The sequence below is a fragment of the Synechococcus sp. LA31 genome, from assembly GCF_018502385.1.
Classification (GTDB): Bacteria; Cyanobacteriota; Cyanobacteriia; order PCC-6307; family Cyanobiaceae; genus Vulcanococcus.
Genome location: NZ_CP075523.1, coordinates 270,002 through 292,244, shown reverse-complemented (window position 1 = coordinate 292,244; position 22,243 = coordinate 270,002). Strand labels below are relative to the sequence as shown.

Below are 22,243 nucleotides of genomic sequence, written 5' to 3'. Positions count from 1 at the left end.
TTCGGACACTGGATGAGGGACGTCTGAACCGTCGACACTCCGTTTGCACCGCCACAGGTGCCCCAGGAGAACAACCAACCCACACCTGGAACGATCGGCCCCAGGCGTCAACGCCAGCAGCTTCGACCAACGAAAGCCATTGGAATGTTGATTGACTCATGACCCCCGGGCATCGCTCGGGGTTTTTTGATGGGGGGGGGCCGGAGTCCGCTCATCACAGGCACACGGGCCAGATCCATGCCGCAACTGAAGAAAGAACTGAACGTCTTGAACAGATCGATTTCCACCTGTTCGTCGGCCAAGACTCCACGCGCATCGTCGGTTCGGTTGTTGCGCTCGAGGTAAGCCGCAAAGCGATCCTGCATCAGCTTGTAGTCGTGATCGATCCAGCAGTCGTCTGGGAGGTCAAAACAGGTCTCCGGGACGTAGCCAAGTTGTTCGAGGACCTCAAACTTCTCAGGTGCCAAGCCGATCTCTGAGTATTCCAATTCCCAGTGTTGGGTGAGTTCGGCGGGTCGCTCGGGGGGCAGCTAAGTAATGCCCGATACCACGAGATAACCGCCTGGATTGAGATAGCCTTCCAGGCGCGTGCACCTTTCTCAAAGCCGATGTTATCAATCGCGCTGATCGATGCTGCAGCAGAGCACGCTGGTCACCAACACCACGCGTGAAGTCAACAGGGTGCCAGGACTGGAGCTGGCGAACTGGGGTTAATCATCCTAATCAGCAGGGGCCAGCTGAGCACTGCTCAGCCGATCCGCCAGCTCCAGGCAGCGATCCATCTCTGCCCACAGCAGCTGCCTGCGTTCAGCCGTCACCGCAAAGGAGCGGTGGTGCAGATCGCGGCCCTGATAACGCAATGCATCACAGATGCGGCTCCAGTCGTCGGGAGTGAGGTCAGGTTGCGGGTGTGTCATGGCCCAATCCTGCCGCGCCTGTTGGCCGATGCCATAACCCTCAGGGGTTCTCTTTCTCGCCTCAATGTCACTCACCCCTGAGGGCTGGACACTGCTCAAAACCTGAGAGGGGTACCACGTCTGAGGCCGGCTGCGCAGGTGCTCGACAACAAGCCCATTGAGTTGATCGATGCCGTGCATCGTCACAATGGATTGGCGCATCAGCAAGAGGCCTGGTTGCAGCTGGAGCGCTCGCTCACACCGGAGCAGCGGAGTGCCTTTGCGGAGGTGTTACGCACTCCATCGTTACCATCCAATGAGCCACCTAAACCGGACACACCTGGCCTCATTCAGCTAACGGATCCCTAGCTGAGACAGAACGACAGCACCACCAGCCAGGGCAGCCGAGTGTGCTTCTCCTCCAGTTACGCCATGGCTGCTGCCATTCTGAAACCTGGAGTCTTCAAGGGCTAGGGATCCCATACCCGTGGGTTGGTTACACAGAGGCCCTGTTTCCTCACCCTCCGGTGGCGGCCACTGGAGCCTGGTGATCGGCTGTAATCCAGGCAAGGGCCAGTTGCTGATGCACAACCCCAACGGAGAAGCCGTCCTGGTATGGGGCGACTACGTGAGCACCGCCATTGGCAGTGGCCAAGCGCGGCGCTACTCAGAGCACAACTGGGAACACTTCCAGCAGTTGCACTGAATCACCCATGACCATCACTCCCACCATGGCCGCCGTTCCCCTGCATAGCGATCACCACGTGCGGCTGGGTCTGGAGGGCCAGTTGCGCAAGTGCTGGGCGATGCAAAACGCGCTACCCACAGAAGCTAACCGCTATCAGCTGGTGCGGCTGGAGCGATGGCTGCAGAGCCTTTGATGGCACGAACCCCAGCAGAGGTGTTACAAGCGAACCACAGCAGAGGATGACACCTGCTGATGCAAGGAGGTCTGAGGAGACCTCCTTTTTTAGTGGCAACAAAAGTCGGGCCGAACCTGGAGAACGGTCACTTCATTCGTTACTCTTAACCCATCAATCTCCACCCGCACCATGCTGACCGGTTCTGACCTGCTCACCAAAGTGAAAGAGCTGGGCGATGTGTCCAAATCGGATCTGGTGCGCAGCTGCGGCTACGTGAGCACCAAAAAAGATGGGGGCGAGCGCCTCAACTTCACGGCCTTCTATGAAGCCCTGTTGGAAGCCAAAGGCCTGAGCCTGGGTAACGACGGCGTAGGCCGGGGCAAGGGTGGCCGCAAACTCAGCTACACCGCCACCGTGCAAGGCAACGGCAACCTGCTAGTGGGCAAGGCCTACACCGCGATGCTCGACCTCAAGCCTGGCGATGAGTTTGAAATCAAGCTCGGGCGTAAGCAGGTGCGCCTGATCCCCGTGGGTGGTGTGGACGAGGACGAGTGATCGCCTGAACAATCCCTTGATTCCCGCGACCCCTGGTCATTCGCCGGGGGTCTTTTAACGCACGTGACATCACCCAACAATCTGCGTGCAGTGGTAAGAACGAACCGCTGAGCCCAGGCCTGATGACGCATCACACTGGTTCGTGACGGCAGTTGAGAGCCTGTAGCGCCACGGGCAGGTACGGGAAGAGGAACCGCAAGGCTGCGCTCAGGCTTTGAGAAGCGCAGTATCTTGAAGTTGAGGGGAGGAGCGGGAACCAGCCCGGCACCTCTGCCTCCAACAGAGTCCGGCCAGGGATCACCCGAGCCGGTGCGCACAACGGAGGTGCGCTCGATAGGCGTCAAGCACCAGCACAAACCTTGTCCTCGATGGCGTGGCGCGAACGCCATCCCGTAGAGCTTGAGTCATAGGCCACCAACAAACTCCCCACCGTCCATACCTGGGCTGCATAACCCAGGCGGAGTGAACAACTGAGCAGGCCAAGCCTTGAGCATCTCTGCTCAGTGCCGTCACTCGTCCATTCGATCCCTGCCGCGACACGGCAGGGAGACAGAGAAAGGATCAAATCCATCGAGATCGTTGAACCACAGGCACCCGACCGGACGGCACCCCAACTGCCAAGGTGACCATCCGCAACCGGTGATAAGGCGCCCGCTACGGGGCGCCTTATTGATGGATTAAGCCTGCTGATCCGCAGCAGGGCCCGCCTCGGTGGAGAACGGGGCCTTGGATGACGGCAGCAACGCGATCGGCGATGTCTGCCACTCATCACCAGTTCATGCCGGAGTCAGATGCCGAAAACGGAACGACCTGGGAGCCAGCCGAGGAGCGCAAGCTCGATCACAAGCAAGTCCATGGCGATCAGGCAGAAGAACCTGATCACGGGCGCCATGCGATCGATCGCTCGAGGCCTGCCAGCTTCGTGCGCAAGAGCCGCTGATCGGGTAAATCAGGCCGGGGATGCCATAAGGAGTTGGGCTGCCTCATTCATGGCGAACTCCAGAACGGCGCCTGGCAGGCGGGGCGCGAGGGCACTCATGGCGGCAGCGGTGCGATCAAGAAGATCGATGCGCGAGAGGCCTGGCGATAGATGTTGAGCCAGGCGCGCCTGCTCTAAGCAAGCAACTGTCAGCAAGCGGATGTCAATGAGATCGGCCACAGGGGCTGAAGTCAGTACGAATAAGGCAGGTTACCCATGTAACGTGTGTGTTAATTGAGACACATCAGATTGGCGCATAAAATACCGTAGCTCTGCGGCATGACGTCCTCACAGCAAGGCTTTATTCATGACATCTGCAGTCCTTTGAAGCCCACCATTTCAGAGCCCCTCTCTATTCATCCTGCCTAGAACTAGGCTCCAAGCCAGATTCCGTGCTCCTCTGAACAGGAGCGACCGCGGGGTCCCCAGGACTGCCAACAGCAGGTTTAGTGCTTTTGCACTTTGGCGCGGAAGCACTAAATGGAGAAACAAGCATCTCTTAGTAGTATCTCGAATGAACTGCAAACGCGTTGATGGGACGTATCACGATTACGCTGAGCGACAGGAATCACTTGGCACCAAATCTGCTCGCCTTGCAAAAGAATGCGAAAATCAACGTTGTAGTGCAAGAAGCACTTGTCGATTACCTCAAACGAGAAGGGGGCTTTGACCTTTACATCCAGACTCAACGTTCGGAGGATCCTGCATGACAAGCGAATCCCCCTCAGAACAGCCATACAAACTGGATCCCGAAAAGTTCCCCAAGCAACTCTCGATCGACTTGCCAACTGAACTAGCCGAGCATTTTCAGAAGCTTGCCCTGAAGACCGGGCGCTCCATCGAAGAATTAATACTGGAGGTTCTAGACCAGGAGCTCGGCGAGTATTAGCCGCAACCAACTTGAGGGCAATGACGGCAATTGCCACCATTGCCCCAAGACAAAGACATACGCGGCAAGGTTGCTGAGCGAGCGGCCTTCCAATTTGGTTCGCTCCCAAAGCTTTTCGAGAGTCGCATAGGGGATCGTGATAGTGATGCGCTTAGTGGATTTGACGTTTCGCTTTTCCTGCTTTAGGTGAAAAGAGGACATGCTCGAGCAGCACTACACCCCAAGCACCCAACAGTGCGCAAGAACTGACAACGAAGGCAAGACAGCCTGAGTCAATATTCGGCCTTTACACTCGCACCACGCAATAGAATGCATCTCCTCGTCTGTTCTGTACACCAGCCAACAAAGCCAGTAAATCACGGGCCATCCGCACCGTTTAAGTGCAGGCATTGTTGCCATTATTCCCGATCAAGGCATGAAAAAACCGGCCAGGGGACCGGATTCGTGGGGGAGAGAACCACACCGGGCTTGGTTCAGAGCTGGCGGCGATCCAGGGCATCCGCCAAGCGCGTCACCGCTGCGGCTAGTTGGGCTTGGGTATCAGGTGGCGATACGGCTTCTTCCTTGCGTCGTAGGGCTTCGATGGAGCGCACGATCAGAAACACCACAAATGAAATCACCAGGAAATTGATCGCTGCTACCAGCACCTCACCGGCTGGCCAGCTGGCAATGGCGTCCACGTTCGCCGCCTTGAGAACAGGTTGCAGCAATGACTCCATCACTAAAGTCACCACCGCATTCACCACCTTCCCGAAAGCTCCGCCAATCACCACGGCCACAGCCAGATCAACCACATTGCCGCGGTTGATGAAGGCTCGGAAATCAGTCAAGAAGGTGCGTGTGCGGCTCATGGTGTGTGACGTGCGGCTGCTTGGCCGGGAATCGGAGCTCATGATGACGGCGCGATCCGCTGGTGCTTGTGATCTGCAACCGGGTCTGCGGCTGAATGCAACTTCCTTGTGCAGCGCACAACCAAAAACCAGCCAAGCCGCCGCAGGATGGAGACCCATCAGCCAAGGCTTCGATGAGCGCTTTGGCAGCACCGTGGCCGACATCGTGCGCGACTGCACTGACACCAGCGGCACACCTGGTAGTGGGGAGAAGGAGCCCTGGCTGCTGCGCAAGACCCGCTTCATCGCCTCCCTGGAGCACAAACCCGAGGCATCTCTCTTGGTGACGGCGGCTGACAAAGGCCATAACGCCAGCGACATGGTGCTCGATGGATTAGCTCCAGCGGGGTATGCCGATCGCTTGGCAGCTCAGGCATGATCACCCTGGCCCTGCCGCTGGCAGCCGTTGCCACGCTCGCGCAAACCCGCACGGCAACAGTGCTCTCCATCGGCGATGGCGACACCCTGCGCGTGCGCGAGGGCAATCGCACCGTGAACGTGCGCCTGGCCTGCATCGATGCACCGGAATCCAGCCAGGCTCCCTTTGGCACACAGGCCAGACAACAACTACAGACACTGGCCCCGATCGGAAGCAACGTGGAGCTGAGGATTAAGGCCACCGATCGCTATGGCCGCTCCGTTGCCGAACTGACTAGAGGCGGCCGCAACCTCAATCAGGCCCTCGTGGCTTCCGGTGTGGCCTTTGTGTACTGGCAGTACATCAGTGGCTGTGATCGGCAGACCTACGGACGACTGGAAAACGCGGCCCGGCTGAAGAGTCTTGGCGTGTGGAGCGTCAAGGGTGGCCTGACGCGGCCGTGGGACTACCGCTCCAATCAAGCTGCTCCCCCTCAAGCCAGGCCGGGACCAGTCGATGCGGGTATCGACAGCCAAGCAGGCCAGCGCTCATGCACGCCGTCGCCGGCGGTGGTGCCACATACCCGCGCCGTGGCAGTCTCGCCGTGCTGCAAGAGGCAGTTGTGAACCTGCAGCTTGTTGTGGGGGGAGGGATCGGTTCATCCCTTCACCTGCCGCTCGTTCTCCAACTGCTCCTCCTGCCAGGCCCGCTGCAGATCGATGCGCGTGATCCGGTAGCCGAGGCGCCTTGCCGCCAGGATCAGCTCCTTGCGGGAGCGGCAGTGCTTGAGCGCGCGTTGGAGCGCTGCATCCGCCTCCACGTCGGCCACAAAACGCTCCAGCTCTGACCAGCTCATGGGAGAGGAACCCCGGGGCCTCTCACCATGCCAAGGGCATCTGGAGTGCGCCAGGTTCCGCAGATCACACTCCGCCAGACCCCTCGTCAGCACTGAGAAAACCGGCCGCAAGACCGGCGGGCGGGAGGCGGAACCTCCCGAGGTGGCTCAGGTCACCGAGCCTGTGGTGCCCTTTTGGCCCTGGACATGCCGGGCCATGGCATGGGCATCTTCTGCAGGAATCCCTCGGGGAAGGCGTGGAACACCCCGACAGAGGCCCGCCGCGGCTGTGTGGTGAGCCGATGCTGGTGCGGGCTGGAAGGGAAAACCTCAAGGCCTATGGCCATGAGCGCAGCACCAGGGAATTCGCGACATATCAGCCAGGAGCCGCGATGAATGCATGGCTCCCCCATCGCCTCCAACCCTGGACGAGCTGCGCCGGTAAGCGCCGACGCTGCAGGGCATCACAGCGGCTCATGGCGCCCAGGGTCTGCAGGTGTTTGGCTCGGTCGGCCATGGTTCAGCAGGGCCAGCCATGCAGTTGGTTTTGGTCCCGAGGATCCGGTTGGGTTGGTGGAGTCCTGTTATCGGGCCGTGGAGTGGCTGCTTGCCACCCACACCGCCAAAGGGCTCTTGATCCCCAGGCCCTGGATCGATCACCCCTACGCGGAAGAGGAGATCGCATTGCTCGAGGAAGAGTTGTTGCCCGTGATGGCGGTGTTTCTCGCAAGGGTGGATGCGATTGATCGAGCGATTGAGGCCGATCAGGAGCTGGAGTTCAAAGCTCATCAGGCCCGCTGAGGGCCAGGCCGGCGGAGGCCGGCCTTTTCTGCTGGTCCCGTTAGGCAGGTCAGGGGATGCGCAATTCGCAGGCGTCGCCTGCAAAGCGGTCAGCCACCAACTCCATCCGATCAGGCCATTCAATCCGGCCATCCCCTCATCAGGGGGTGCCGCAAACCGGGCCGGTGCGCAAGAGTGCAGTTTGCATGCAGCACTGTGATGCACGCTTACTACCCACTTCTGTGGGTCCTACAGGCCTTTGGCCTGTTTATCGCCTTCACGGTGCAAGGCGCCATGTGAAAAGGCGCGCAGGATCATGGTGGTCGCGGCAGGGCCGTGGCGCTGACCTGGGCCGTGGGATCCACTGTGCTGCTCAACGCCATGCACCTGCTACATGACGGCTTGTTTCCGCACACGTAGGTGGCTGCGACTGCAGCAAGCCGCAGCGAAGTAGATCGCGATAGCAAAAAGGCAATCCATTAGATGTAGCAAATCTGCTGCAGATTGCTTCTATGCAGAAGCCGCATAGAAGCCGCGAAATGTGTTGACATGACTGGCCGAATTCAGATCATGCATAGCGAGGCAAATGTGTAATTCGATGCAAAGCAGAGGGAAACAACTGGCAGAGCGCTCCCTACCTAGTCACGGGTACTTGCGAATTCGCCTGATCTATTTAATAGTTTCTTCGGAATCAATTCACCCTGACATGTCTGACGCTCATTTGCCGCTCAACCCAAGCCAGGTTTTCAGGGCAGGGATCTACAGCCGCAAGCCCCAACGCATCACCATCACAGTGCCCTGGTCGACGTATCAAGCCCTGCTGGAGACCAGTGATGAACAAGGCCGCTCCCTCTCCAACACGGCGGCCTACTGGCTCGAACGCCAGTCGGGTGCCATGACGCGGCAGGGGGCTTGAGCAGCGCGCCGAGGACCAGGCCGGCGGTTGCCGGCTTGGTTTTGCTGCTCCCTGGAGATGGTTCGCTTGAGAGCTGGTCGCCTGCGATGGCACAGGATCGCGCAACTGTCCAATGATTCACAGCAGCCGCTCTCGCCATAAACAGCGCCTGCATCCCTGACGTCATGACCCGCATCGCAGAGCAGCACATCCAGACTGCCGAGGTGCTGACCAATGAGGCGTCAACACTCAGGGCACCCTCTTGGGTTCATAAGATTGAACCAGCAGATGATCCGATCAATTCATCCCATTCAGGAAGCACCTAACGCACCAAAGAACCGATCGACTAGGCAGTATTCGCCATGGTTAAATGCCGTGCAGATTTTCCTGCGTGAGGCTCTGCCATTGATTCTCCGGGCCACTCCTTACGATTCAACTGAGAGGCTCCAATTGTTTCACCGGCAGTACGCATAAGAGCAGGCATGAATACGACAAGAAAAACAATCGCCGGCAATCCAACAAACAGCACGATGACGAAGCCATAGGCAACCAGAATCTCGATCACGGAGCTATTCATAGCAACAAGTAAACGATGGTGAGTGACAGGGACCAGAGCCTGCGCTTTGGCATTCGCCTCTCCTGGTCACAGCTCAAGCTATTGACAGGCGAATGCTGTGATCAGCTATTTCAGTAGATAGAAGTCATAAGCGCTGTGTGCCTGTATGGCCAACCAAACCATTCCGCATTGGCAGCCCTGAAGCCAATCGTTCCATCCCATGGACCCACGCTGATCCATCACAGAAGTGATCTTGAGCCATTGGCTCAGCAACTACGAGCCTTTCAAAACAACGATGCCCTGGATAGATCCCTCATGCTTCTCGGCTGCATGTGCGTAGGCGCTATCCATCGATTCTGGGTAATGGCTCGTTACCGAACCTTTCCAGCCACATCCAGCACGACCACAACAGGCCTGCCAGGTTGGATGCAGAACGGTTAACTCTTTTTCCAACTCAAGAGCCGCGAGGCGCTCAGAAAATTGAGTCAGAACCTCTGCAGCGAAACCTTCCTCGAGGATAGACCTGCTTGCAATTGTGCTTGCATCCATGTGCATTCCATCGTGTCACATCCAAAGCCTAAACAGAGGAAGATATCTTGAACATTGCAAGCAAGCACTCAATCCGACCCGACATTGCTGTTGATTAGCACCATCAGCTCCAGCCCTGGTGACTACCGCCTGCTGCTGTCCACGCGAACTCATGACTGAGAAGTGCATCAACGATTCACCAACTGGCGCTCCAGGCATCGCTAGCTCGCTCAGCCGCGCCAGGTGGGGAGGCCGCCACTGCCCAGCGTGCCGCGATGGCGCCACAGAGCCTCCGGTGTCACCAAAATTCCATGGTCGGCGGCCAACCGAGCAGCGTCCTCCGAAGACGGCGTGGCGCGCATGGCTTGAGCGAAACCGGGATCGCTTTGGAGCAACTCCTTGAGCTGATGCAGTGCAGCAGCCGAAGCATTCGTCGCCTCGGGAACCGTCAATTCACAGGCCGCCATTCCATCCTCTTCTCAGCTTGAGATCAGGCTAAGAACAGCAGATCGAGCCGCTGCCTCGATCGCACCTGTCCAGCAGGTCTGCTGCATGTCGGCTTAGCTCCGCAGGGGCAGGCGGCTGCGGCTGCAGCAAGGCGCAGCGCGGCAGACCACGAAGGTAAAAAAAGCAATCGATCAGACGCGGCAGATCTGCTGCAAAAAGAACGATGCAAGATCTGCTTGGCATCCCCGAGACGCCCTACCCGGCCTGAGTTATACGCAAACTGCATAGAGCAGTTTTATAAACCAGCTCACAAAACTGCTTCGAGAACACTTCTACCCCCCCCCCCCCCATTTGGAGACATTCCAAGAGCAGGCGATCCTTGAGAATCCCTTTCTAATTCATTTTCTTGGGATGTCCGAGGCACGTCTCCGTTCAATCAGCGCTCAGGTTCCCCCGTCGCTCGGGTTCGTCAGCCGCAAGCCGCAGCGCATCACGATCACCGTGCCCTGGTCGACCTACCAAGCGCTCAGCCAGACCAGCGATGAGCAAGGCCGCTCCCTCTCCAACACCGCGGCGTACTGGCTGGAACGCCAGGCAGATGCCATGAAGCGACAGGCGTCTTGATCAGCGCTCCGAGGGCCAGGCCGGCGATGACCAGCCTTTCTTCTGTTCCCGTTGGGCGAATCAGGGAATGCGCAGCTCGCGGTCGTCGCCGGCTGTCAGTTCAGCCACCACCTCCACCACCTGATTAGCCGTGCTTGCTCCCTCGTCACCCCAAGGAAGAGCTCAACGAACTCCGCCAGGGAAACGCCATCCTCAGGGTTCTGAAACAGGGCAGCCACCGGCTTAGGCATGCCATGGCGGAGCAGTCCGCCCAATCCAGCTGGCTGGTTGTCGTCATGGCGGCTGCAATAGGCAGGTCAGCTAAGTCATGCGGTAGCCGTTTCGGCCTATGCGTGCTTAGAGCTGATCGACAGAAGACCCTGAATTGCTGTTTTTCACAGGCTCGATCGAGCCCTTCAGTCACATCTCGTTAGACCCTGATCAACCTTCAGTCACGCTTGCTCCAGGAGGTCGGATTTGGCTGGTGAGAGGTCAATGAGCGCTGCCGCTCCCTGGCCCCCTCACACCTCAGACACTCCATCACCGTCATGACCTTGCGTGCAATTCAGCGCCGCTGGCTGCGTCGAACTGTTGTCAGCTGCCTTGGCGTCTCGGCATCGATCAGCGCTCTGCTTCCCCAGATGGCCATGGCACGCCCCTGGTGGAGGGGAGATGCCACTGACAGCTATGGAGCACCAGCCAGCAGTGGCTATCAGGCCTACGGCGCGCCACCACTCACCCCTGAGCAGCAGGCCCAGCGTTGCAACACCGGCCGGCTGATCGGCGGTCTCGGAGGGGGAGCGGTGGCCTATGCCATGTCACGCGATGACGGCCGCGCCTGGGCCATTCCACTCGGTGCCCTGCTCGGCTCGCAGGTGGGGTGCAATGTCTCCGCTGGTCGCGGGCCACTGCCCTGGTGAGCAGCCGCTCAGGCCTCTGCGGTCCAGATCCACAGGAGGGCGGGCACGTCCTTGGATGAACTCAGTCGCAGCGACCACGCAGACCTGAACATCGATGGCGTCATCGGGTTGAGGGCGAAACCATTCATGGGCCGCTGCTCAGACTGTTGCCTGGATCCACTCCTGCAGCAGCTGTTCAGGATCCACGCCCTCGAGCAGCGCATCAGGAATCACCGCCACACGTCGCAGGTCGGGTGTGGCGCTGCGCACCTGGGCAATGGCGTGATCCGGATCCATCGCCCGCACCGGCTGGATGCTGCAGCGCTGGGCATCGCAGAAGAACACGGAAAACCCAGCCATCAGATCCAGAGCGAATGTGGGGGCCGCGGTGTGAGGAGTGCGGCCCGGTGCTGCGCCATAGGACCGCCGGGGGGTGAGGACCTCTCCCGGCTGGTGAACGAGCACCGCTCGGTCATGGCACAGGTGACCATTCAGTGGCAAGGGCGTCTGCGCTATCGGTAGGCAGAACGCACTGATCGATCCCACCGCCATGGCCTTGATCCCCCGTTGGCAAATGATGACCGACGAAGCCAAGGCGCTCACCAAGCGCGTGGCCGTTTCGGCGCTTGTGCTGCTTCTGGCTGTTGTGCTGCTCAGGTCCCTGTTGCCATGGGTCATCCTGGCGATGGTGGTCTGGTGGATTTGGAAAGCCGTCCAGCGCCGGTGATGCGTTCACGCAGGTGCACGCACGCTGATCTCGCGCAGCCAGAGCATCGAAGTGCTGACGGCGGGAGGCGAGCAGCCGCTTCTCAGCCTGAGCCATCAGCTTGAACACAGCGTTGTCGTTCACCGCGTTGAACACCAGCGATCCCACTGGCCGGCGCTGCACCACAGCCGTCACATTGAGGGGACCGCCGCGCAAAGCCTCAAGTACCGCCAGGGCCGCAGCTTCGCCTCGCCAGATGGCTGCTGCTGCAGGTCCCGCAATCGCTGGAGCGCGCTAGTGGGCTGCTGGTCAAGGGGCTGATGCACCGAAATCACCGCTGATCGGGATTGCTTGAGCAGACAACCCGATCGATCAGCACCCCTGAAGAGCCGATCAACTCCCAGGGGAGCGGCTGTTTTCCACAGGTTTTCCCCATTGGTCCCGATACAGACTCAAGCCGCCAAGGGCATCTCAAGGAAATTCTCCGGAAAACAGTTCTCCCCTTGACAGACGCCGGACACCAGGTGAGGGAGGTCCAGAGATGCATGAACACCAGCCCCAAAATGCTTGCAGCGCAGCAGTTCTTAAATCAAGACACCTGCGATCGCACCTCGAGACCGACCTTTGACCGCAGGCCGGCTCCCGTGCGGTGATGGGTGGGTGAAAGCAATGAGGTGTTGGTTGGCTGAGGTTCCTGATGCAATGGCGCCACATGTGAGTGTGGAAAACCAATTCCCAACTGATCTCTTTGAATCGATGGTGGGATTCATCGAGCAGCACCCCCAATGGGATCAATACCGGCTGATGCAATCCGCCCTAGCGGGATTCCTCTTTCAACAGGGCTGCCAGGACAAGCCAGTGGTGCAGCACTACCTCAATGGGTTGTTTCGCAAGCCCGAGGCCCTGAGCCGTTGAAGATCGGCTGAACTTGTTTGCGTTCGATCAAAACCCAAGACTCAGAGCAACAACTGCTTGGCTACAGCCCCAAATGCACGATGCCTTCGCCGCTAGCACCTGGGATCGTGATCACCGCGATGGTCTGGCTGCCGCGCTTGTAGTCGTACCGGCAAAAGCCCAGGCCCGTTCCTGAGCAGGCGCTCAGGCTGGCAAGGCTGTTTCCCGCGAGTTTGCGCTCAAACGGCAAGGGCTCCCGATCGGGATCAGGAGCCCAGCCGGCGGCGATCAAGCGTGCATCAGCCTGCGTCATCGGCTCACTCTCAACCAGATCCGGTGGGCGTGGCGACGTTTCGCCCCCCGAACGCACAGCCTGGGCAAACGCCAGCGCACCCAGGCCAGCGGCCAGACCCAGCCCAAGCCCAAGCCGATGAGGCCATTTGAAGGAAGCAGAACCTGATGCCATCACCGAACGTTCTCTGACCCACCAATGAATGGGAGCAAGGGATGGCGATCGGTGGTGCCGTCGATCCCATTCATTTCAGAAATGGCTCGGCAACGCATCAGCCGTTGGCGGCGGCGGGCGCATCCAGAACAAACCGATAGCGCACGTCGCCTTGACGCAAACGGGCGATCGCGTCGTTGACGCGATCCATCGGCAGATGCTCCACCTGCGGGCGGATGTTGTGGCGCACGCAGAACTCCACCATCTTCAGCAAACTGGCTGGTGAAGAGGTGGGGCTACCGGTGATGGAGCGCCGCGCCATGATCAGATCAAAGGCGCCCACCTGAATCGGATCCAGCACGGCGCCCAGCTGGTGCAGGCGGCCGAGGGGAGCCAGGGAGGCCATCACCGCAGCCCAGTCGAGGGAATGGTTCACGGTGTTAATCACCAGGTCAAAGCGTCCGGCGAGGTTCGCCAGGTTGTCGAGCGCTTCCACCTGGTGGGCTCCGAAGCGCTTGGCCTCGTTCGCCTTGGCCAGGGTGGTGGTGAGCGCCGTGACCTCACAGCCCCAGGCCCGGGCGAACTGCAGGGCCATATGACCCAACCCCCCGATGCCGATCACCGCCACATGGGCTGTTGGGGAGACAACCTCATCAATCAGCGGGGCAAACACGGTGATTCCGCCGCAGAAGAGAGGTCCAGCCACGGCCGGATCCATCCCCTCGGGCAAGGGGATGGCCCAGTCTTGACGGGCAGTGACATGGCTGGCGAAGCCTCCCTGGCGGCCCACGATCGTGGCCTCCAGCGACGGACAGAGATTGCCGGTGCCGCTTAGGCACTGCCCGCAGTGAGAGCAGCTGCCGCTGATCCAACCCAAGCCGCGCAACTGCCCGATCACGCCGGGGTCTACCCCTTCACCCACCTGCACCACACGGCCCACCACCTCATGCCCTGGAACCAGGGGGAAGCTGCTCACGCCCCAGTGGTTCTCGAGCATGGACAGGTCGCTGTGGCAAAGGCCGCAGTGCAGCACCTCCAGCACCAGCTCATCGACCGCCGGCTCCAACATCGGACGCTCCGCTCGCTCCAGGGGCGCACCGGGTTCCCTGGCCTGCCAGACAGTGATTGACACAACTACAACGGCGGAGAACCCTCGTTCTAGGCACAAACGCATCACATACTCGCCGTCTCCCGCCATCCATCAACGGCGTGCACAGGCTGATGGTCGATGCGATGAGGTCATGCCAGTGGGCATCACATTCGCAGCAGCGCTTCTTTCCGTGGCGCTGCGCTTAGCCCGCGCCCTGCTGATCGCCCAACGCTATGGATCACTGCCAAGCAGTGGCCTCAGGCACTGACGCCAAGGGCAAGCGGCGTCAGGCTGGAAGGGTTGTGCATGCGGAGGCCCGTGCAGGCTCTGAACGAACTGCTCTGGGGGCGGGTATTGATCGTGGCGCTCTTAGCGATCGGGCTGGTGCTGAGCGCCCGAACCCGCTGGGTGCAGCTGCGTTATTTCGGGGCCATGTTTGGCCTCCTGGGCAGCGCCTTTCACCAGGAGGGCAATCACCTCAGCTCTTTTCAAGCCCTGGTGCTCAGCGTGGCGGGCCGGGTTGGTGCCGGCAACATCGCTGGTGTCGCGGTGGCGATCAGCCTGGGCGGGCCAGGTGCAGTGTTCTGGATGTGGGTCACAGGCCTGATCGGCATGGCCACCAGCTTCTTTGAATGCACGATTGCCCAGGTGTTCAAAACAGCCGAGGGCGATGGCAGCTATCGCGGCGGACCTGCTTATTACATCGAGCGGGGGATCGGCCTGCGCTGGATGGGCGTGCTGTTTTCCATCCTGCTGCTGCTCACCTTTGGACTGGGCTTCAATGCACTGCAATCCTTCACGGTGGCGACGGCCGTGGCCGACACCTTCGGCATCTCGGAAGCCATCACCGGTGCAGGACTGATGGTGCTCCTGGGCGTGATTATCTTCGGGGGTGTGAAGCGCATCGCGGAAGTGGCTGAGTTTGTGGTGCCCTTTATGGCCATCGGCTACTTCCTATTGGCGTTGGTGGTGCTGGTGATGAACGCCAGTGAACTCCCCCGCGTACTCGCAGACATCCTCAGTAGCGCCTTCGGGCTGAAGCCAGCGATCGGCGGCGGCCTGGGAGCCGCCGTGGTGTTCGGTGTGAAGCGAGGGCTGTTCTCCAATGAAGCGGGCCTCGGCAGTGCTCCCAATGTGGCAGCTGTGGCCTATGTGCGGCACCCGGTGGAGCAGGGAATCATTCAGGCCTTCAGCGTTTTTATCGACACGATTGTGCTCTGCAGCTGCACTGCTTTCTTGATCCTGGTGACCCCACTTTATCAACCCGGAAGTAGCAGCATGGGTGTCACACTCACCCAGCAGTCGCTGGGCTACAGCCTGGGGTGGTGGGGACAGGCATTCATCACCGTGGCCCTGGTGCTGTTTGCCTTTACTTCAATCATTTACAACTATTACCTCGGCGAAAACGCGCTGAATTACTTCAGTGATTCCAACCAAAAACTATTCACTGCCTTACGGCTCACCACCTTGGTGCTGATCATCTGGGGAGCCAATCAGGATCTCGCCACCGTGTTTGGCTTTGCCGATCTCACCATGGGTCTGCTGGCACTTGTGAACCTTGTGGCGCTTGTGCTGCTGATGCCGCTCGGCCTGCGCGTGTTGAACGACTACGAACAGCAGCGCCAGGCCGGCGTGCGGCCCTGCTTCAACGCGGAAGACCATGCCCATCTGCGCCTCGATCCGCTGAGCTGGCCTACGCAACCTTGATGGGGTTGTTGGGCAGCCTCCAGGGGCAAGCGGCCCTGCGCTGACGACCAGCCCAAACCAACCAACTTGCTCCCGATCCGCCGCCGTGGCAATGCGTGTAAATCCCGATTGCCTTGCCCCCCCGGCTCTGGCGATGCTGCAGCCATCAACCCAGGGAGGAGCCACCAATGGCTGATACCCCACCGCAGCACGCCAAGAAGCAACGCTGACTGCAGGCCCCTGCTCCAACAGTCTTCACCCAACCGTGGGCAGGTCGTCCGTGCGGACCCCGAATGTTCGTCTGACTGGTCGACACTCCATCTGCACCGCCACAGGTGCCCCCAGGAGAACCAACTGCACCACACCTGGAACGTTCGGCCCCAGGCGCCAACGCCAGCAGCTTCGATCCACTGCACGTTCATCGTGATCCATCCATAACCCCTGGGCATTGCTCGGGGGTTTTTGGCTGGTGCAGCATGCGCACCCCTCGAAATCGAACCACTCCCCGTGCAGATTTGGCAGCTGTGGGCCGCGGCTGCGGCCTTGTTTGCGGCCTTCACGGCCCTTCTCACCAAACTTGGCGTGCAAGGCATCGATGCCGGCCTGGCCACGCTGGTGCGCACCCTGGTGGTGGGAGTTGCCCTGGCCCTGGTGCTCCTGGGTAACGGCCAGTTCACCTGGGCGGCGCTGCGCCACTTACCGGCCATGAGCCTTGCCGCGTTGGTGCTATCAGGCTTGGCAACTGGGGTGTCATGGTTTTGCTACAACCGCGCGCTGCAACTGGGGCCAGTGGCAGCTGTGGCCGCGCTCGACAAATTGAGCGTTGTTCTGGTGGCGCTCCTGGCCTGGCTGGTGCTGGGGGAATCGTTGGGGCTGCGGGTGTGGCTGGGGGTGGTGTTCATGGCCATCGGGGCCACGCTGGTGGCCTGGGCTTGAGCAAGCGGCCCCGCTGACGTTGTCACTGGCGCGCAAAGGAGATGCCGTTGCTGGGCGTGGCTGAGATCAGGGAATTAGTCATCCAGCCACACCCGCTCCACCGCACAGCTGCCGTTGTTCACCATCAGCTTCACCTCGTCGCGGCCCCGTCTGGCTTCGTAGAGAGAAGAGTGGGCCGCTACCGCCTCGAGGTCGACCCGGGTGTAGCCAAGGCGTTGCAGGTGGGCCGTGCAGGAGCCGCTGCGATCTGGGGAGGCCCAAACCGAAGAAGGGATAGCGAGCAGCGCACCGCACACCCCAACGCACATCACAACAAGCTCACGCATCGATCACAGGCGCACGCATCGGCGCAAGAAACACATCCCATTGACCCAAGCCGGCGTAAAGAAACCGTGAAGGGCTTCACGAGTTCTTCACCGGAGGGGATCGATGATCAAGCCACCAGCTGGAGCAGGGCAGCTCTCCCCCCTGGCATGAAGGTGCTGATCGTTGAAGACGCCCCCGTCATCCGAGATGCGCTGATCGAGCTCCTCGAACACTGGGGCCTGGTGACCGAAGCCTGTGACGACGGACTGAAGGCGCTGCAACTGCTGGAGGCCGGTGCATTTGATCTGGTGCTGTTGGATCTCAATCTGCCCAGCCTCGATGGCCTGGAGGTATGCCGACGGCTGCGGCGATTGCCCATCAACCAGCCGCTGGTGCTGATGCTCACCGCCCGCGACAGCCTCGATGACAACGTGACCGGGCTCGAGCAAGGGGCCGACGACTACCTGGTGAAACCCTTTGAACCAACCCTGCTCAGAGCACGGATTCAGGCCCTGTTGCGGCGGGCATCGCGACCGCTGCAACACGACTGGCGCTGGGGATTGCTGATGCTGACGCTGGATGGGCGCAGCGCCAGCTACGACGATCAGGACCTGCATCTCACCCCCAAAGAACATGCCCTACTCGAATCTCTGCTCAAGGCAGCTGGGCGCACCTGCTCCAAGGATCAACTGATCGAAGCGGCGTGGCACTGGGCCGATGTGCCGGGCAATGAAAGTGTGAAAACGCATGTGAAGAACATCCGGGCCAAGCTCAGTGCAGCCGGCGCTCCTCCCGATCTGGTGGAAACGGTGTATGGCGTTGGTTTCAGGCTCAACGCCAGCCACGCTTGAGGGTGCCGCAAGCCATGGAGCCTGATCTCAGCCGCATCCGCCGGAAACTCACAGGCCGTTATGTGGTGATCTCTGCCTTTGTTTTGCTGGTGTTCGGCCTGGCGGTATTCCTGGAAGTCAGCCGGGCACGCACAGCCCTGTTGCGCGAACAAGTGCAACAACTGGCTTCAGCAGCTGCATCCCAGATGCCGCTGATCCTGCATGAGGTGGAGGAATACAACCTGCTGCCCAGTCAGACCGCTCATCTGGAATCAGGGCATGTAGCTCTGTTGGATGCAGGATCCACCAACCTTGACCAAAAGCGCATCGTCTTGCTGAACAAAAACCGCATCGTGCTCAGCCAATTCGGCACGATGCCTTTTGATCTGCAGGCTGTCTTGCCCACATCCCAGTTTGATCAGCGCCAATATCTGAATCTTCCAAGCGGAATCGCCTACTGGCGGCCGGTCTATCTGCGCGAAACATCCGCATCCGATCGGCAATTGGAGGGCTATGTGCTCAGCGCTGTCTCCACGGCGAATGCGGATCGCGAACTCATGCGTCTGCGCAATGGACTACTGGTGGGCAGCGCCATGGGAGCACTGGCGGCCGCTGTGTTGAGCCAGTGGATGGTGGGCACCTCCTTGAAGCCCATCCGCGATCAGATTCACCGCTTGGTGCGATTCACCAGTGATGCCTCGCATGAGCTGCGCCACCCCCTCACCGCCATTCGCGCCGTGATGGGCAGCGTGCGAGAGCGGGGCTATCTGCAGCGAGCCGAGCCAGAGCTGGCGCACAAGCTGGCCTTGGTTGATCAAGCCACAACGGCGATGGCCACCCTTGTGGACGACCTGCTGCTGCTCACTCGGCTGGATCGCACCATGCCGGATCACAAGCACTGGCGCCGCTTCGACCTAGCGGAGCTAGCGGAGGATCTACTGGCGCTGTATGAGGAGCGCGCCCGCAACCTGGGGGTTCAGCTGGCGTTGGATCTGCAACGGCCCGCCTGGGTCACCGGCGACCCCGATCAGCTGCGCAGGCTGATGATCAATCTGCTGGTGAATGCGATGCAAATCACACCCGCTGGCTCCTCCGTGCGCGTGGCAATCCACCAACAAGGGCATCAGCTTGCGCTGGTGGTGGATGACCAGGGTCCAGGCATTCCGCCCGAGCAAAGGCAGCTGGTCTTTGAGCGTTTTTGGCAGGCCGATGCATCCCGCACAGGGCCAAATTCAGGCTTGGGGCTCTCCATCGCACGGAGCATTGCAGACGTGCACGGAGGCTCGATCGAAGCGCAGTCGACCAGCTCGGGCGGCTGCCGCATGGTGGTTCTCTTGCCCAGCTGCCCATGAAGGCGAATTCTTCACCAGCTCTTCACCAGTTCTTCACTCAGACCTGAAAGGCTTCAGCGTCCTCTGGTGTGATCGCCATTCAGATCTCTTGGCGTTCGTGGGTGGTCCTGGCCTGGGTGGGGGCTCTGGTATTGCTGCTCAGCCATCTCGGCGATGTGCCCCTGCGCGACTGGGATGAAGGGCTGGTAGCCCGCGTGGCCGAGGAGATCAGCCTCCGGCCTTTCCCAGGCCAACTGCTGCCCACCCTCTGGGGAGCTCACTATCTCAACAAGCCACCTCTGATCCACGGGCTGATCGCAGCAGCGATTCAGCTCTGGCGAAGCAGCCATGGGGCTGAAGTGAGCCGGCAGGTGCCGCCAGAGTGGCTAATAAGGGCCGTGCCGGCCTTCTGCTCCAGCCTGATCGTGCCCTTGGTGGCCCTCGTGCAGTGGCGACTGAGACCAGGCGATCGCCTTGCCGCTGTGTGCACCGCGGCAGTCAGCCTCACCCTGCTGCCCCTGATGCGACATGGCCGCCTGGCGATGCTCGATGGCAGCCTGATTGCTGCAATGACCCTGCAGTGGTGGGCACTGCTGAGCCTCCCTCGTCAGCCGAGAGCAGCCGAGCAAAGCACGTGGGGAATTGTGGCTGGCCTCGCCGGTTCGGCGATGCTGCTGATCAAGGCTCCGACAGCCCTGCCATTGCTGTTCGGAGCCTGCTTGCTCCTCGCGTGCGAACGGCGCTGGCCTCTTCAGCGTTGGTGGCCGCTGCTGGGGTGGATCGGCGTGGGCCTCCTGCCCGGGGTGCTCTGGCATAGCTGGCATCTGTTGGAGCGGGGGCCGGAGGCCCTCAGCATGTGGGGAGGTCAGGGCTTCGCCCGGATCGTGAATGCCGTTGAAGGGCACCGGGATGGGGTGATCGTGCCGGTGGTGGAGGTGCTCGAGGGCGGCTGGCCCTGGTTGGCCCTCTGGCCCATCGCGATGGTTGCAGCGCTCAGGCAACGGCATGAGCGCTGGGGTTACTGGGCCCTGGGGCTCACGCTGCTCACCGCGGCCGCGGTGTTGCCGCTGCGCACACAACTGCCTTGGTACAGCCATCTCCTTTGGCCAGCCTTTGCCGTGAGCGTTGGCCCACTGTTTGCGCAACTGATCCGCCGCCCGAATCAGCAGCCGATCTGGCTGGCACATGCACTCAAGTGGTTGCCATGCTTCTGGATGCTTGCTGGCGCGCTCCTGCTCACACTGCAAGGAGAGCTCAATCTGCCGGCCACCATCACCACACCGGCTGGCCTGGCCCTCGTGGTGGGTGGAGGGCTCTTAATGAGACCGCAATCCAGCCAGCGGCGCCTTGGGGCAGCTGCACTGGTGCTGCTGCTCTGGTTGGCCCTATTTGGCCTCTTCTCCAGCCAGCTTTGGCTATGGGAATTGCAGGAGAATTGGTCGGCACTAGAGGTGCTCAGCGGGATCAAGGCTCAACCCCAAGCTCTAGCGCGGGCCCCAGTGCTTCTACTGCAGCAGGATGAACGACCAAGCCTGAATTGGTACCTCGGCCAAGAACTGATCTCAGGCCGCAAAGGCCGGCGAGAAATCCGCAACGGCGAAGCGCAACGCTTGGTGCTGAGCTTCGACAATCCCACCAACGACAGACTGAGCTGCACGTTGTTGCACAAAGCGACCACTGCCAAACCCCAGGCACCCGATCTGTTTCGCTGCCAACCATGCTGAAAGGCTCAAATAGTCACACGAGAACCCGATAGACCGCGATGGCTTCTGAGCAAAACCAGCCCTAACACGACAGTCAAGAAATCCGCACGCCTCAACCTGTTCATCACAACAATCCTCCGGACTTGGCCAGCAGCACGATCAGGCGCTACAGAGTAGAGCGAATAAGCCCTTAATTGCAGCAATTCCGCTCACGACTTCTTCACGAGTTACTCGCTACGTTTGCATCAGTTCGGAACAATCCACTCGATGTCTCGAGGCAACTACGGCAACGATTACAGCAATGATCGTGATGACGCCCTGAAGATCCGCACCCGCGGCTCCAAGGTGGTGAAAGTGAAGGAATGGGATGACAGGCAGTGGAAGCGCGAAGACATCGACCGCAACGATCGCTACTACCTTCAGGATGGCCTACTGGTGCATGAGCGCCGGAACCGTGTGCGCTATTACAACGACGACAATGGCGATGGCATCTGGCAGCGCACAAACCTCGGCAAGGCCAACAATTTTGCCCAAGAGACCAGCTCCGATCTGGTGATTTCTGGCGGAACATCCACCATGAATCGCAGCCGCGATGACGACTGGCACGATGATGATCGGAAGTACAGATCAGGCTACGGAGAGGATGCTTATCGCTTTGACCTAGTGAATGGACAGGTGACAAATCTTCAGGAATTCAACGATGGCCACTGGAAGCCAGAAAGCATTGACTACGACGAGACCTGGAGCTTTGACGGCACCAACCTGATCAGAACGGAGCAAGAGCGCTACGGGAGCGAAATCAGCACCTTCAGCGACCCCGACAAAGACGGTGTCTTCACCAAGGTCAGCAAGATCTACGCAGCCAACGTCTAGACGCCCCATCCAGCCATGCCTCCTACGCCTCCGCATCAGCCCGCCTTACTGCGGCTGTTGCATGGTGGCGTAGCCGCGCTGGTTCCTCTGGCATGGCTAAGCGGAGTAGTGGCATTAGCCAACCACAATCGACGCTGGATTCGCCTGCCGGCCCAGGCACCCGGAGACAGGATCAACATTCACGGCACGGTGGGCATGGAGCTCTGGCCAATTCGATGTTTCGCCTCCAGGTGCGTGACAACGACATGCCGCACCACTGGCTCACGCAGTTCACACGGAAACGGGGCTGAGCGGAAACAGTTCGCCTTGATGCACCAGCGCCGAGATGGGTCGCTGGCGTGGTCGCTTGGCGGGTCGCACAGCGGAAGCCACTGGCGGCAGCGGCGGCAAAGGCGGCGGCCAGATCACATCGGCAGCACGGAACACCGCATAAGGAGAGGCAACCGCCATAGCAACCAAGCGAAGTACGC

At 60.3% G+C, this 22,243-nt stretch carries 35 protein-coding genes; 21 read left to right on the top strand and 14 right to left on the bottom strand.

Features of this window, described 5'->3' with window-relative positions:
* Positions 1-158 precede the first annotated feature (158 nt).
* Entirely contained in the window at positions 159-479 is a 321-nt protein-coding gene (locus tag KJJ24_RS01605; protein ID WP_214340376.1) for a hypothetical protein, read from the top strand.
* A gap of 240 nt (positions 480-719) precedes the next feature.
* On the opposite strand, the gene KJJ24_RS14880 is transcribed toward KJJ24_RS01605, so the two are convergent.
* Positions 720-917, bottom strand: a complete 198-nt coding sequence (locus KJJ24_RS14880; RefSeq protein ID WP_250544849.1) for a hypothetical protein — start codon at positions 915-917, stop codon at positions 720-722.
* A 466-nt stretch (positions 918-1,383) separates the two neighbouring features.
* Between KJJ24_RS14880 and KJJ24_RS01595 the strand changes: the two genes are divergently transcribed.
* The 4 genes from KJJ24_RS01595 to KJJ24_RS01580 all read left to right on the top strand — a co-directional run bounded on the left by KJJ24_RS01595 (position 1,384) and on the right by KJJ24_RS01580 (position 3,254).
* Entirely contained in the window at positions 1,384-1,602 is a 219-nt protein-coding gene (locus KJJ24_RS01595; RefSeq protein WP_214340374.1) for a hypothetical protein, read from the top strand.
* A 7-nt stretch (positions 1,603-1,609) separates the two neighbouring features.
* Entirely contained in the window at positions 1,610-1,777 is a 168-nt protein-coding gene (locus tag KJJ24_RS01590) for a hypothetical protein (RefSeq protein WP_214340372.1), read from the top strand.
* A 171-nt stretch (positions 1,778-1,948) separates the two neighbouring features.
* Entirely contained in the window at positions 1,949-2,314 is a 366-nt protein-coding gene (locus tag KJJ24_RS01585) for an AbrB family transcriptional regulator (protein WP_214340370.1), read from the top strand.
* Positions 2,315-3,068: 754 nt separating this feature from the next.
* Positions 3,069-3,254 (top strand): hypothetical protein, encoded by a 186-nt coding sequence (locus tag KJJ24_RS01580; protein ID WP_214340369.1) that lies wholly within the window; start codon positions 3,069-3,071, stop codon positions 3,252-3,254.
* Between the two features lie 9 nt (positions 3,255-3,263).
* Here KJJ24_RS01580 and KJJ24_RS01575 read toward each other — a convergent pair whose 3' ends face one another.
* Positions 3,264-3,473 carry a hypothetical protein gene (locus KJJ24_RS01575; protein WP_214340368.1) on the bottom strand — a complete coding sequence of 70 codons (210 nt, stop codon included), beginning with the start codon at positions 3,471-3,473 and terminating at the stop codon, positions 3,264-3,266.
* A 353-nt stretch (positions 3,474-3,826) separates the two neighbouring features.
* On the opposite strand from KJJ24_RS01575, the gene KJJ24_RS01570 reads away from it, so the two are divergent.
* Both KJJ24_RS01570 and KJJ24_RS01565 read left to right on the top strand, forming a co-directional pair.
* Complete coding sequence (locus KJJ24_RS01570) at positions 3,827-4,003, top strand: hypothetical protein (RefSeq protein ID WP_214340367.1); 177 nt, start codon at positions 3,827-3,829, stop codon at positions 4,001-4,003.
* Complete coding sequence (locus KJJ24_RS01565) at positions 4,000-4,182, top strand: ribbon-helix-helix domain-containing protein (RefSeq protein WP_214340366.1); 183 nt, start codon at positions 4,000-4,002, stop codon at positions 4,180-4,182. Before KJJ24_RS01570 ends, KJJ24_RS01565 begins: the two co-directional genes overlap by 4 nt.
* Here the strand turns inward: KJJ24_RS01565 and KJJ24_RS01560 are convergent.
* Together KJJ24_RS01560 and mscL are read right to left on the bottom strand one after the other, a co-directional pair.
* Entirely contained in the window at positions 4,156-4,383 is a 228-nt protein-coding gene (locus tag KJJ24_RS01560) for a hypothetical protein (RefSeq protein ID WP_214340365.1), read from the bottom strand. The two genes, KJJ24_RS01565 and KJJ24_RS01560, sit on opposite strands and share 27 nt — an antisense overlap.
* A gap of 272 nt (positions 4,384-4,655) precedes the next feature.
* The gene (mscL, locus tag KJJ24_RS01555) at positions 4,656-5,033 is read right to left on the bottom strand and encodes a large conductance mechanosensitive channel protein MscL (RefSeq protein ID WP_214343139.1); all 378 of its coding nucleotides are present in this window, start codon (positions 5,031-5,033) and stop codon (positions 4,656-4,658) included.
* Positions 5,034-5,076: 43 nt separating this feature from the next.
* Here mscL and KJJ24_RS15100 point away from each other — a divergent pair, with 43 nt between their 5' ends.
* Both KJJ24_RS15100 and KJJ24_RS01545 read left to right on the top strand, forming a co-directional pair.
* Positions 5,077-5,451 (top strand): hypothetical protein, encoded by a 375-nt coding sequence (locus KJJ24_RS15100; protein WP_371811756.1) that lies wholly within the window; start codon positions 5,077-5,079, stop codon positions 5,449-5,451.
* On the top strand, positions 5,448-6,056 hold the full coding sequence (locus KJJ24_RS01545) for a thermonuclease family protein (RefSeq protein ID WP_250544848.1): 609 nt from the start codon (positions 5,448-5,450) through the stop codon (positions 6,054-6,056). The genes KJJ24_RS15100 and KJJ24_RS01545 overlap by 4 nt, the downstream gene beginning before the upstream one ends.
* Before the next feature lie 32 nt (positions 6,057-6,088).
* Here the strand turns inward: KJJ24_RS01545 and KJJ24_RS01540 are convergent, their stop codons facing one another.
* Positions 6,089-6,286, bottom strand: a complete 198-nt coding sequence (locus KJJ24_RS01540; protein WP_214340363.1) for a Nif11-like leader peptide family natural product precursor — start codon at positions 6,284-6,286, stop codon at positions 6,089-6,091.
* 355 nt (positions 6,287-6,641) lie between these two features.
* Positions 6,642-6,782, bottom strand: a complete 141-nt coding sequence (locus KJJ24_RS01535; protein ID WP_214340362.1) for a hypothetical protein — start codon at positions 6,780-6,782, stop codon at positions 6,642-6,644.
* A gap of 56 nt (positions 6,783-6,838) precedes the next feature.
* Here KJJ24_RS01535 and KJJ24_RS01530 point away from each other — a divergent pair, with 56 nt between their 5' ends.
* Positions 6,839-7,066, top strand: a complete 228-nt coding sequence (locus KJJ24_RS01530; RefSeq protein WP_250544847.1) for a hypothetical protein — start codon at positions 6,839-6,841, stop codon at positions 7,064-7,066.
* A 685-nt stretch (positions 7,067-7,751) separates the two neighbouring features.
* The gene (locus tag KJJ24_RS01525; protein ID WP_214343804.1) at positions 7,752-7,961 is read left to right on the top strand and encodes a hypothetical protein; all 210 of its coding nucleotides are present in this window, start codon (positions 7,752-7,754) and stop codon (positions 7,959-7,961) included.
* 325 nt (positions 7,962-8,286) lie between these two features.
* On the opposite strand, the gene KJJ24_RS01520 is transcribed toward KJJ24_RS01525, so the two are convergent.
* The 3 genes from KJJ24_RS01520 to KJJ24_RS01510 form a co-directional block, all read right to left on the bottom strand.
* Positions 8,287-8,505, bottom strand: a complete 219-nt coding sequence (locus KJJ24_RS01520) for a hypothetical protein (protein WP_214340360.1) — start codon at positions 8,503-8,505, stop codon at positions 8,287-8,289.
* A gap of 264 nt (positions 8,506-8,769) precedes the next feature.
* Entirely contained in the window at positions 8,770-9,045 is a 276-nt protein-coding gene (locus tag KJJ24_RS01515) for a hypothetical protein (protein ID WP_214340359.1), read from the bottom strand.
* Between the two features lie 209 nt (positions 9,046-9,254).
* Positions 9,255-9,491, bottom strand: a complete 237-nt coding sequence (locus tag KJJ24_RS01510) for a Nif11-like leader peptide family natural product precursor (protein WP_214340358.1) — start codon at positions 9,489-9,491, stop codon at positions 9,255-9,257.
* 391 nt (positions 9,492-9,882) lie between these two features.
* On the opposite strand from KJJ24_RS01510, the gene KJJ24_RS01505 reads away from it, so the two are divergent.
* Positions 9,883-10,095, top strand: a complete 213-nt coding sequence (locus KJJ24_RS01505; RefSeq protein ID WP_214340357.1) for a hypothetical protein — start codon at positions 9,883-9,885, stop codon at positions 10,093-10,095.
* Between the two features lie 527 nt (positions 10,096-10,622).
* On the top strand, positions 10,623-10,994 hold the full coding sequence (locus KJJ24_RS01500) for a glycine zipper 2TM domain-containing protein (protein ID WP_214340356.1): 372 nt from the start codon (positions 10,623-10,625) through the stop codon (positions 10,992-10,994).
* A 138-nt stretch (positions 10,995-11,132) separates the two neighbouring features.
* On the opposite strand, the gene KJJ24_RS01495 is transcribed toward KJJ24_RS01500, so the two are convergent.
* Complete coding sequence (locus tag KJJ24_RS01495) at positions 11,133-11,333, bottom strand: hypothetical protein (protein WP_214340354.1); 201 nt, start codon at positions 11,331-11,333, stop codon at positions 11,133-11,135.
* 217 nt (positions 11,334-11,550) lie between these two features.
* Between KJJ24_RS01495 and KJJ24_RS01490 the strand changes: the two genes are divergently transcribed.
* Together KJJ24_RS01490 and KJJ24_RS01485 are read left to right on the top strand one after the other, a co-directional pair.
* Complete coding sequence (locus KJJ24_RS01490) at positions 11,551-11,700, top strand: hypothetical protein (RefSeq protein ID WP_214343802.1); 150 nt, start codon at positions 11,551-11,553, stop codon at positions 11,698-11,700.
* A gap of 681 nt (positions 11,701-12,381) precedes the next feature.
* Positions 12,382-12,594 carry a DUF2811 domain-containing protein gene (locus KJJ24_RS01485; protein WP_214340352.1) on the top strand — a complete coding sequence of 71 codons (213 nt, stop codon included), beginning with the start codon at positions 12,382-12,384 and terminating at the stop codon, positions 12,592-12,594.
* A 61-nt stretch (positions 12,595-12,655) separates the two neighbouring features.
* On the opposite strand, the gene KJJ24_RS01480 is transcribed toward KJJ24_RS01485, so the two are convergent.
* Both KJJ24_RS01480 and KJJ24_RS01475 read right to left on the bottom strand, forming a co-directional pair.
* Positions 12,656-13,039 (bottom strand): hypothetical protein, encoded by a 384-nt coding sequence (locus tag KJJ24_RS01480; RefSeq protein WP_214340350.1) that lies wholly within the window; start codon positions 13,037-13,039, stop codon positions 12,656-12,658.
* Positions 13,040-13,136: 97 nt separating this feature from the next.
* Entirely contained in the window at positions 13,137-14,150 is a 1,014-nt protein-coding gene (locus KJJ24_RS01475) for an NAD(P)-dependent alcohol dehydrogenase (RefSeq protein ID WP_250544846.1), read from the bottom strand.
* A gap of 276 nt (positions 14,151-14,426) precedes the next feature.
* Here KJJ24_RS01475 and KJJ24_RS01470 point away from each other — a divergent pair, with 276 nt between their 5' ends.
* Positions 14,427-15,815 carry a sodium:alanine symporter family protein gene (locus KJJ24_RS01470; protein WP_214340348.1) on the top strand — a complete coding sequence of 463 codons (1,389 nt, stop codon included), beginning with the start codon at positions 14,427-14,429 and terminating at the stop codon, positions 15,813-15,815.
* Positions 15,816-16,301: 486 nt separating this feature from the next.
* Complete coding sequence (locus KJJ24_RS01465; RefSeq protein WP_214340347.1) at positions 16,302-16,730, top strand: EamA family transporter; 429 nt, start codon at positions 16,302-16,304, stop codon at positions 16,728-16,730.
* Between the two features lie 74 nt (positions 16,731-16,804).
* Here KJJ24_RS01465 and KJJ24_RS01460 read toward each other — a convergent pair whose 3' ends face one another.
* A complete protein-coding gene (locus KJJ24_RS01460; RefSeq protein ID WP_214340346.1) occupies positions 16,805-17,056 on the bottom strand; it encodes a hypothetical protein in 252 nt (83 codons plus the stop codon).
* 147 nt (positions 17,057-17,203) lie between these two features.
* Between KJJ24_RS01460 and KJJ24_RS01455 the strand changes: the two genes are divergently transcribed.
* The 4 genes from KJJ24_RS01455 to KJJ24_RS01440 all read left to right on the top strand — a co-directional run bounded on the left by KJJ24_RS01455 (position 17,204) and on the right by KJJ24_RS01440 (position 21,773).
* A complete protein-coding gene (locus tag KJJ24_RS01455; RefSeq protein ID WP_214340344.1) occupies positions 17,204-17,887 on the top strand; it encodes a response regulator transcription factor in 684 nt (227 codons plus the stop codon).
* A 14-nt stretch (positions 17,888-17,901) separates the two neighbouring features.
* On the top strand, positions 17,902-19,218 hold the full coding sequence (locus KJJ24_RS01450) for a HAMP domain-containing sensor histidine kinase (RefSeq protein ID WP_214340342.1): 1,317 nt from the start codon (positions 17,902-17,904) through the stop codon (positions 19,216-19,218).
* Positions 19,219-19,319: 101 nt separating this feature from the next.
* Positions 19,320-20,921 (top strand): glycosyltransferase family 39 protein, encoded by a 1,602-nt coding sequence (locus tag KJJ24_RS01445; RefSeq protein WP_214340340.1) that lies wholly within the window; start codon positions 19,320-19,322, stop codon positions 20,919-20,921.
* Positions 20,922-21,167: 246 nt separating this feature from the next.
* On the top strand, positions 21,168-21,773 hold the full coding sequence (locus tag KJJ24_RS01440) for a hypothetical protein (protein WP_214340337.1): 606 nt from the start codon (positions 21,168-21,170) through the stop codon (positions 21,771-21,773).
* 270 nt (positions 21,774-22,043) lie between these two features.
* Here KJJ24_RS01440 and KJJ24_RS01435 read toward each other — a convergent pair whose 3' ends face one another.
* A complete protein-coding gene (locus tag KJJ24_RS01435; protein WP_214340335.1) occupies positions 22,044-22,223 on the bottom strand; it encodes a hypothetical protein in 180 nt (59 codons plus the stop codon).
* Positions 22,224-22,243 lie beyond the last annotated feature (20 nt).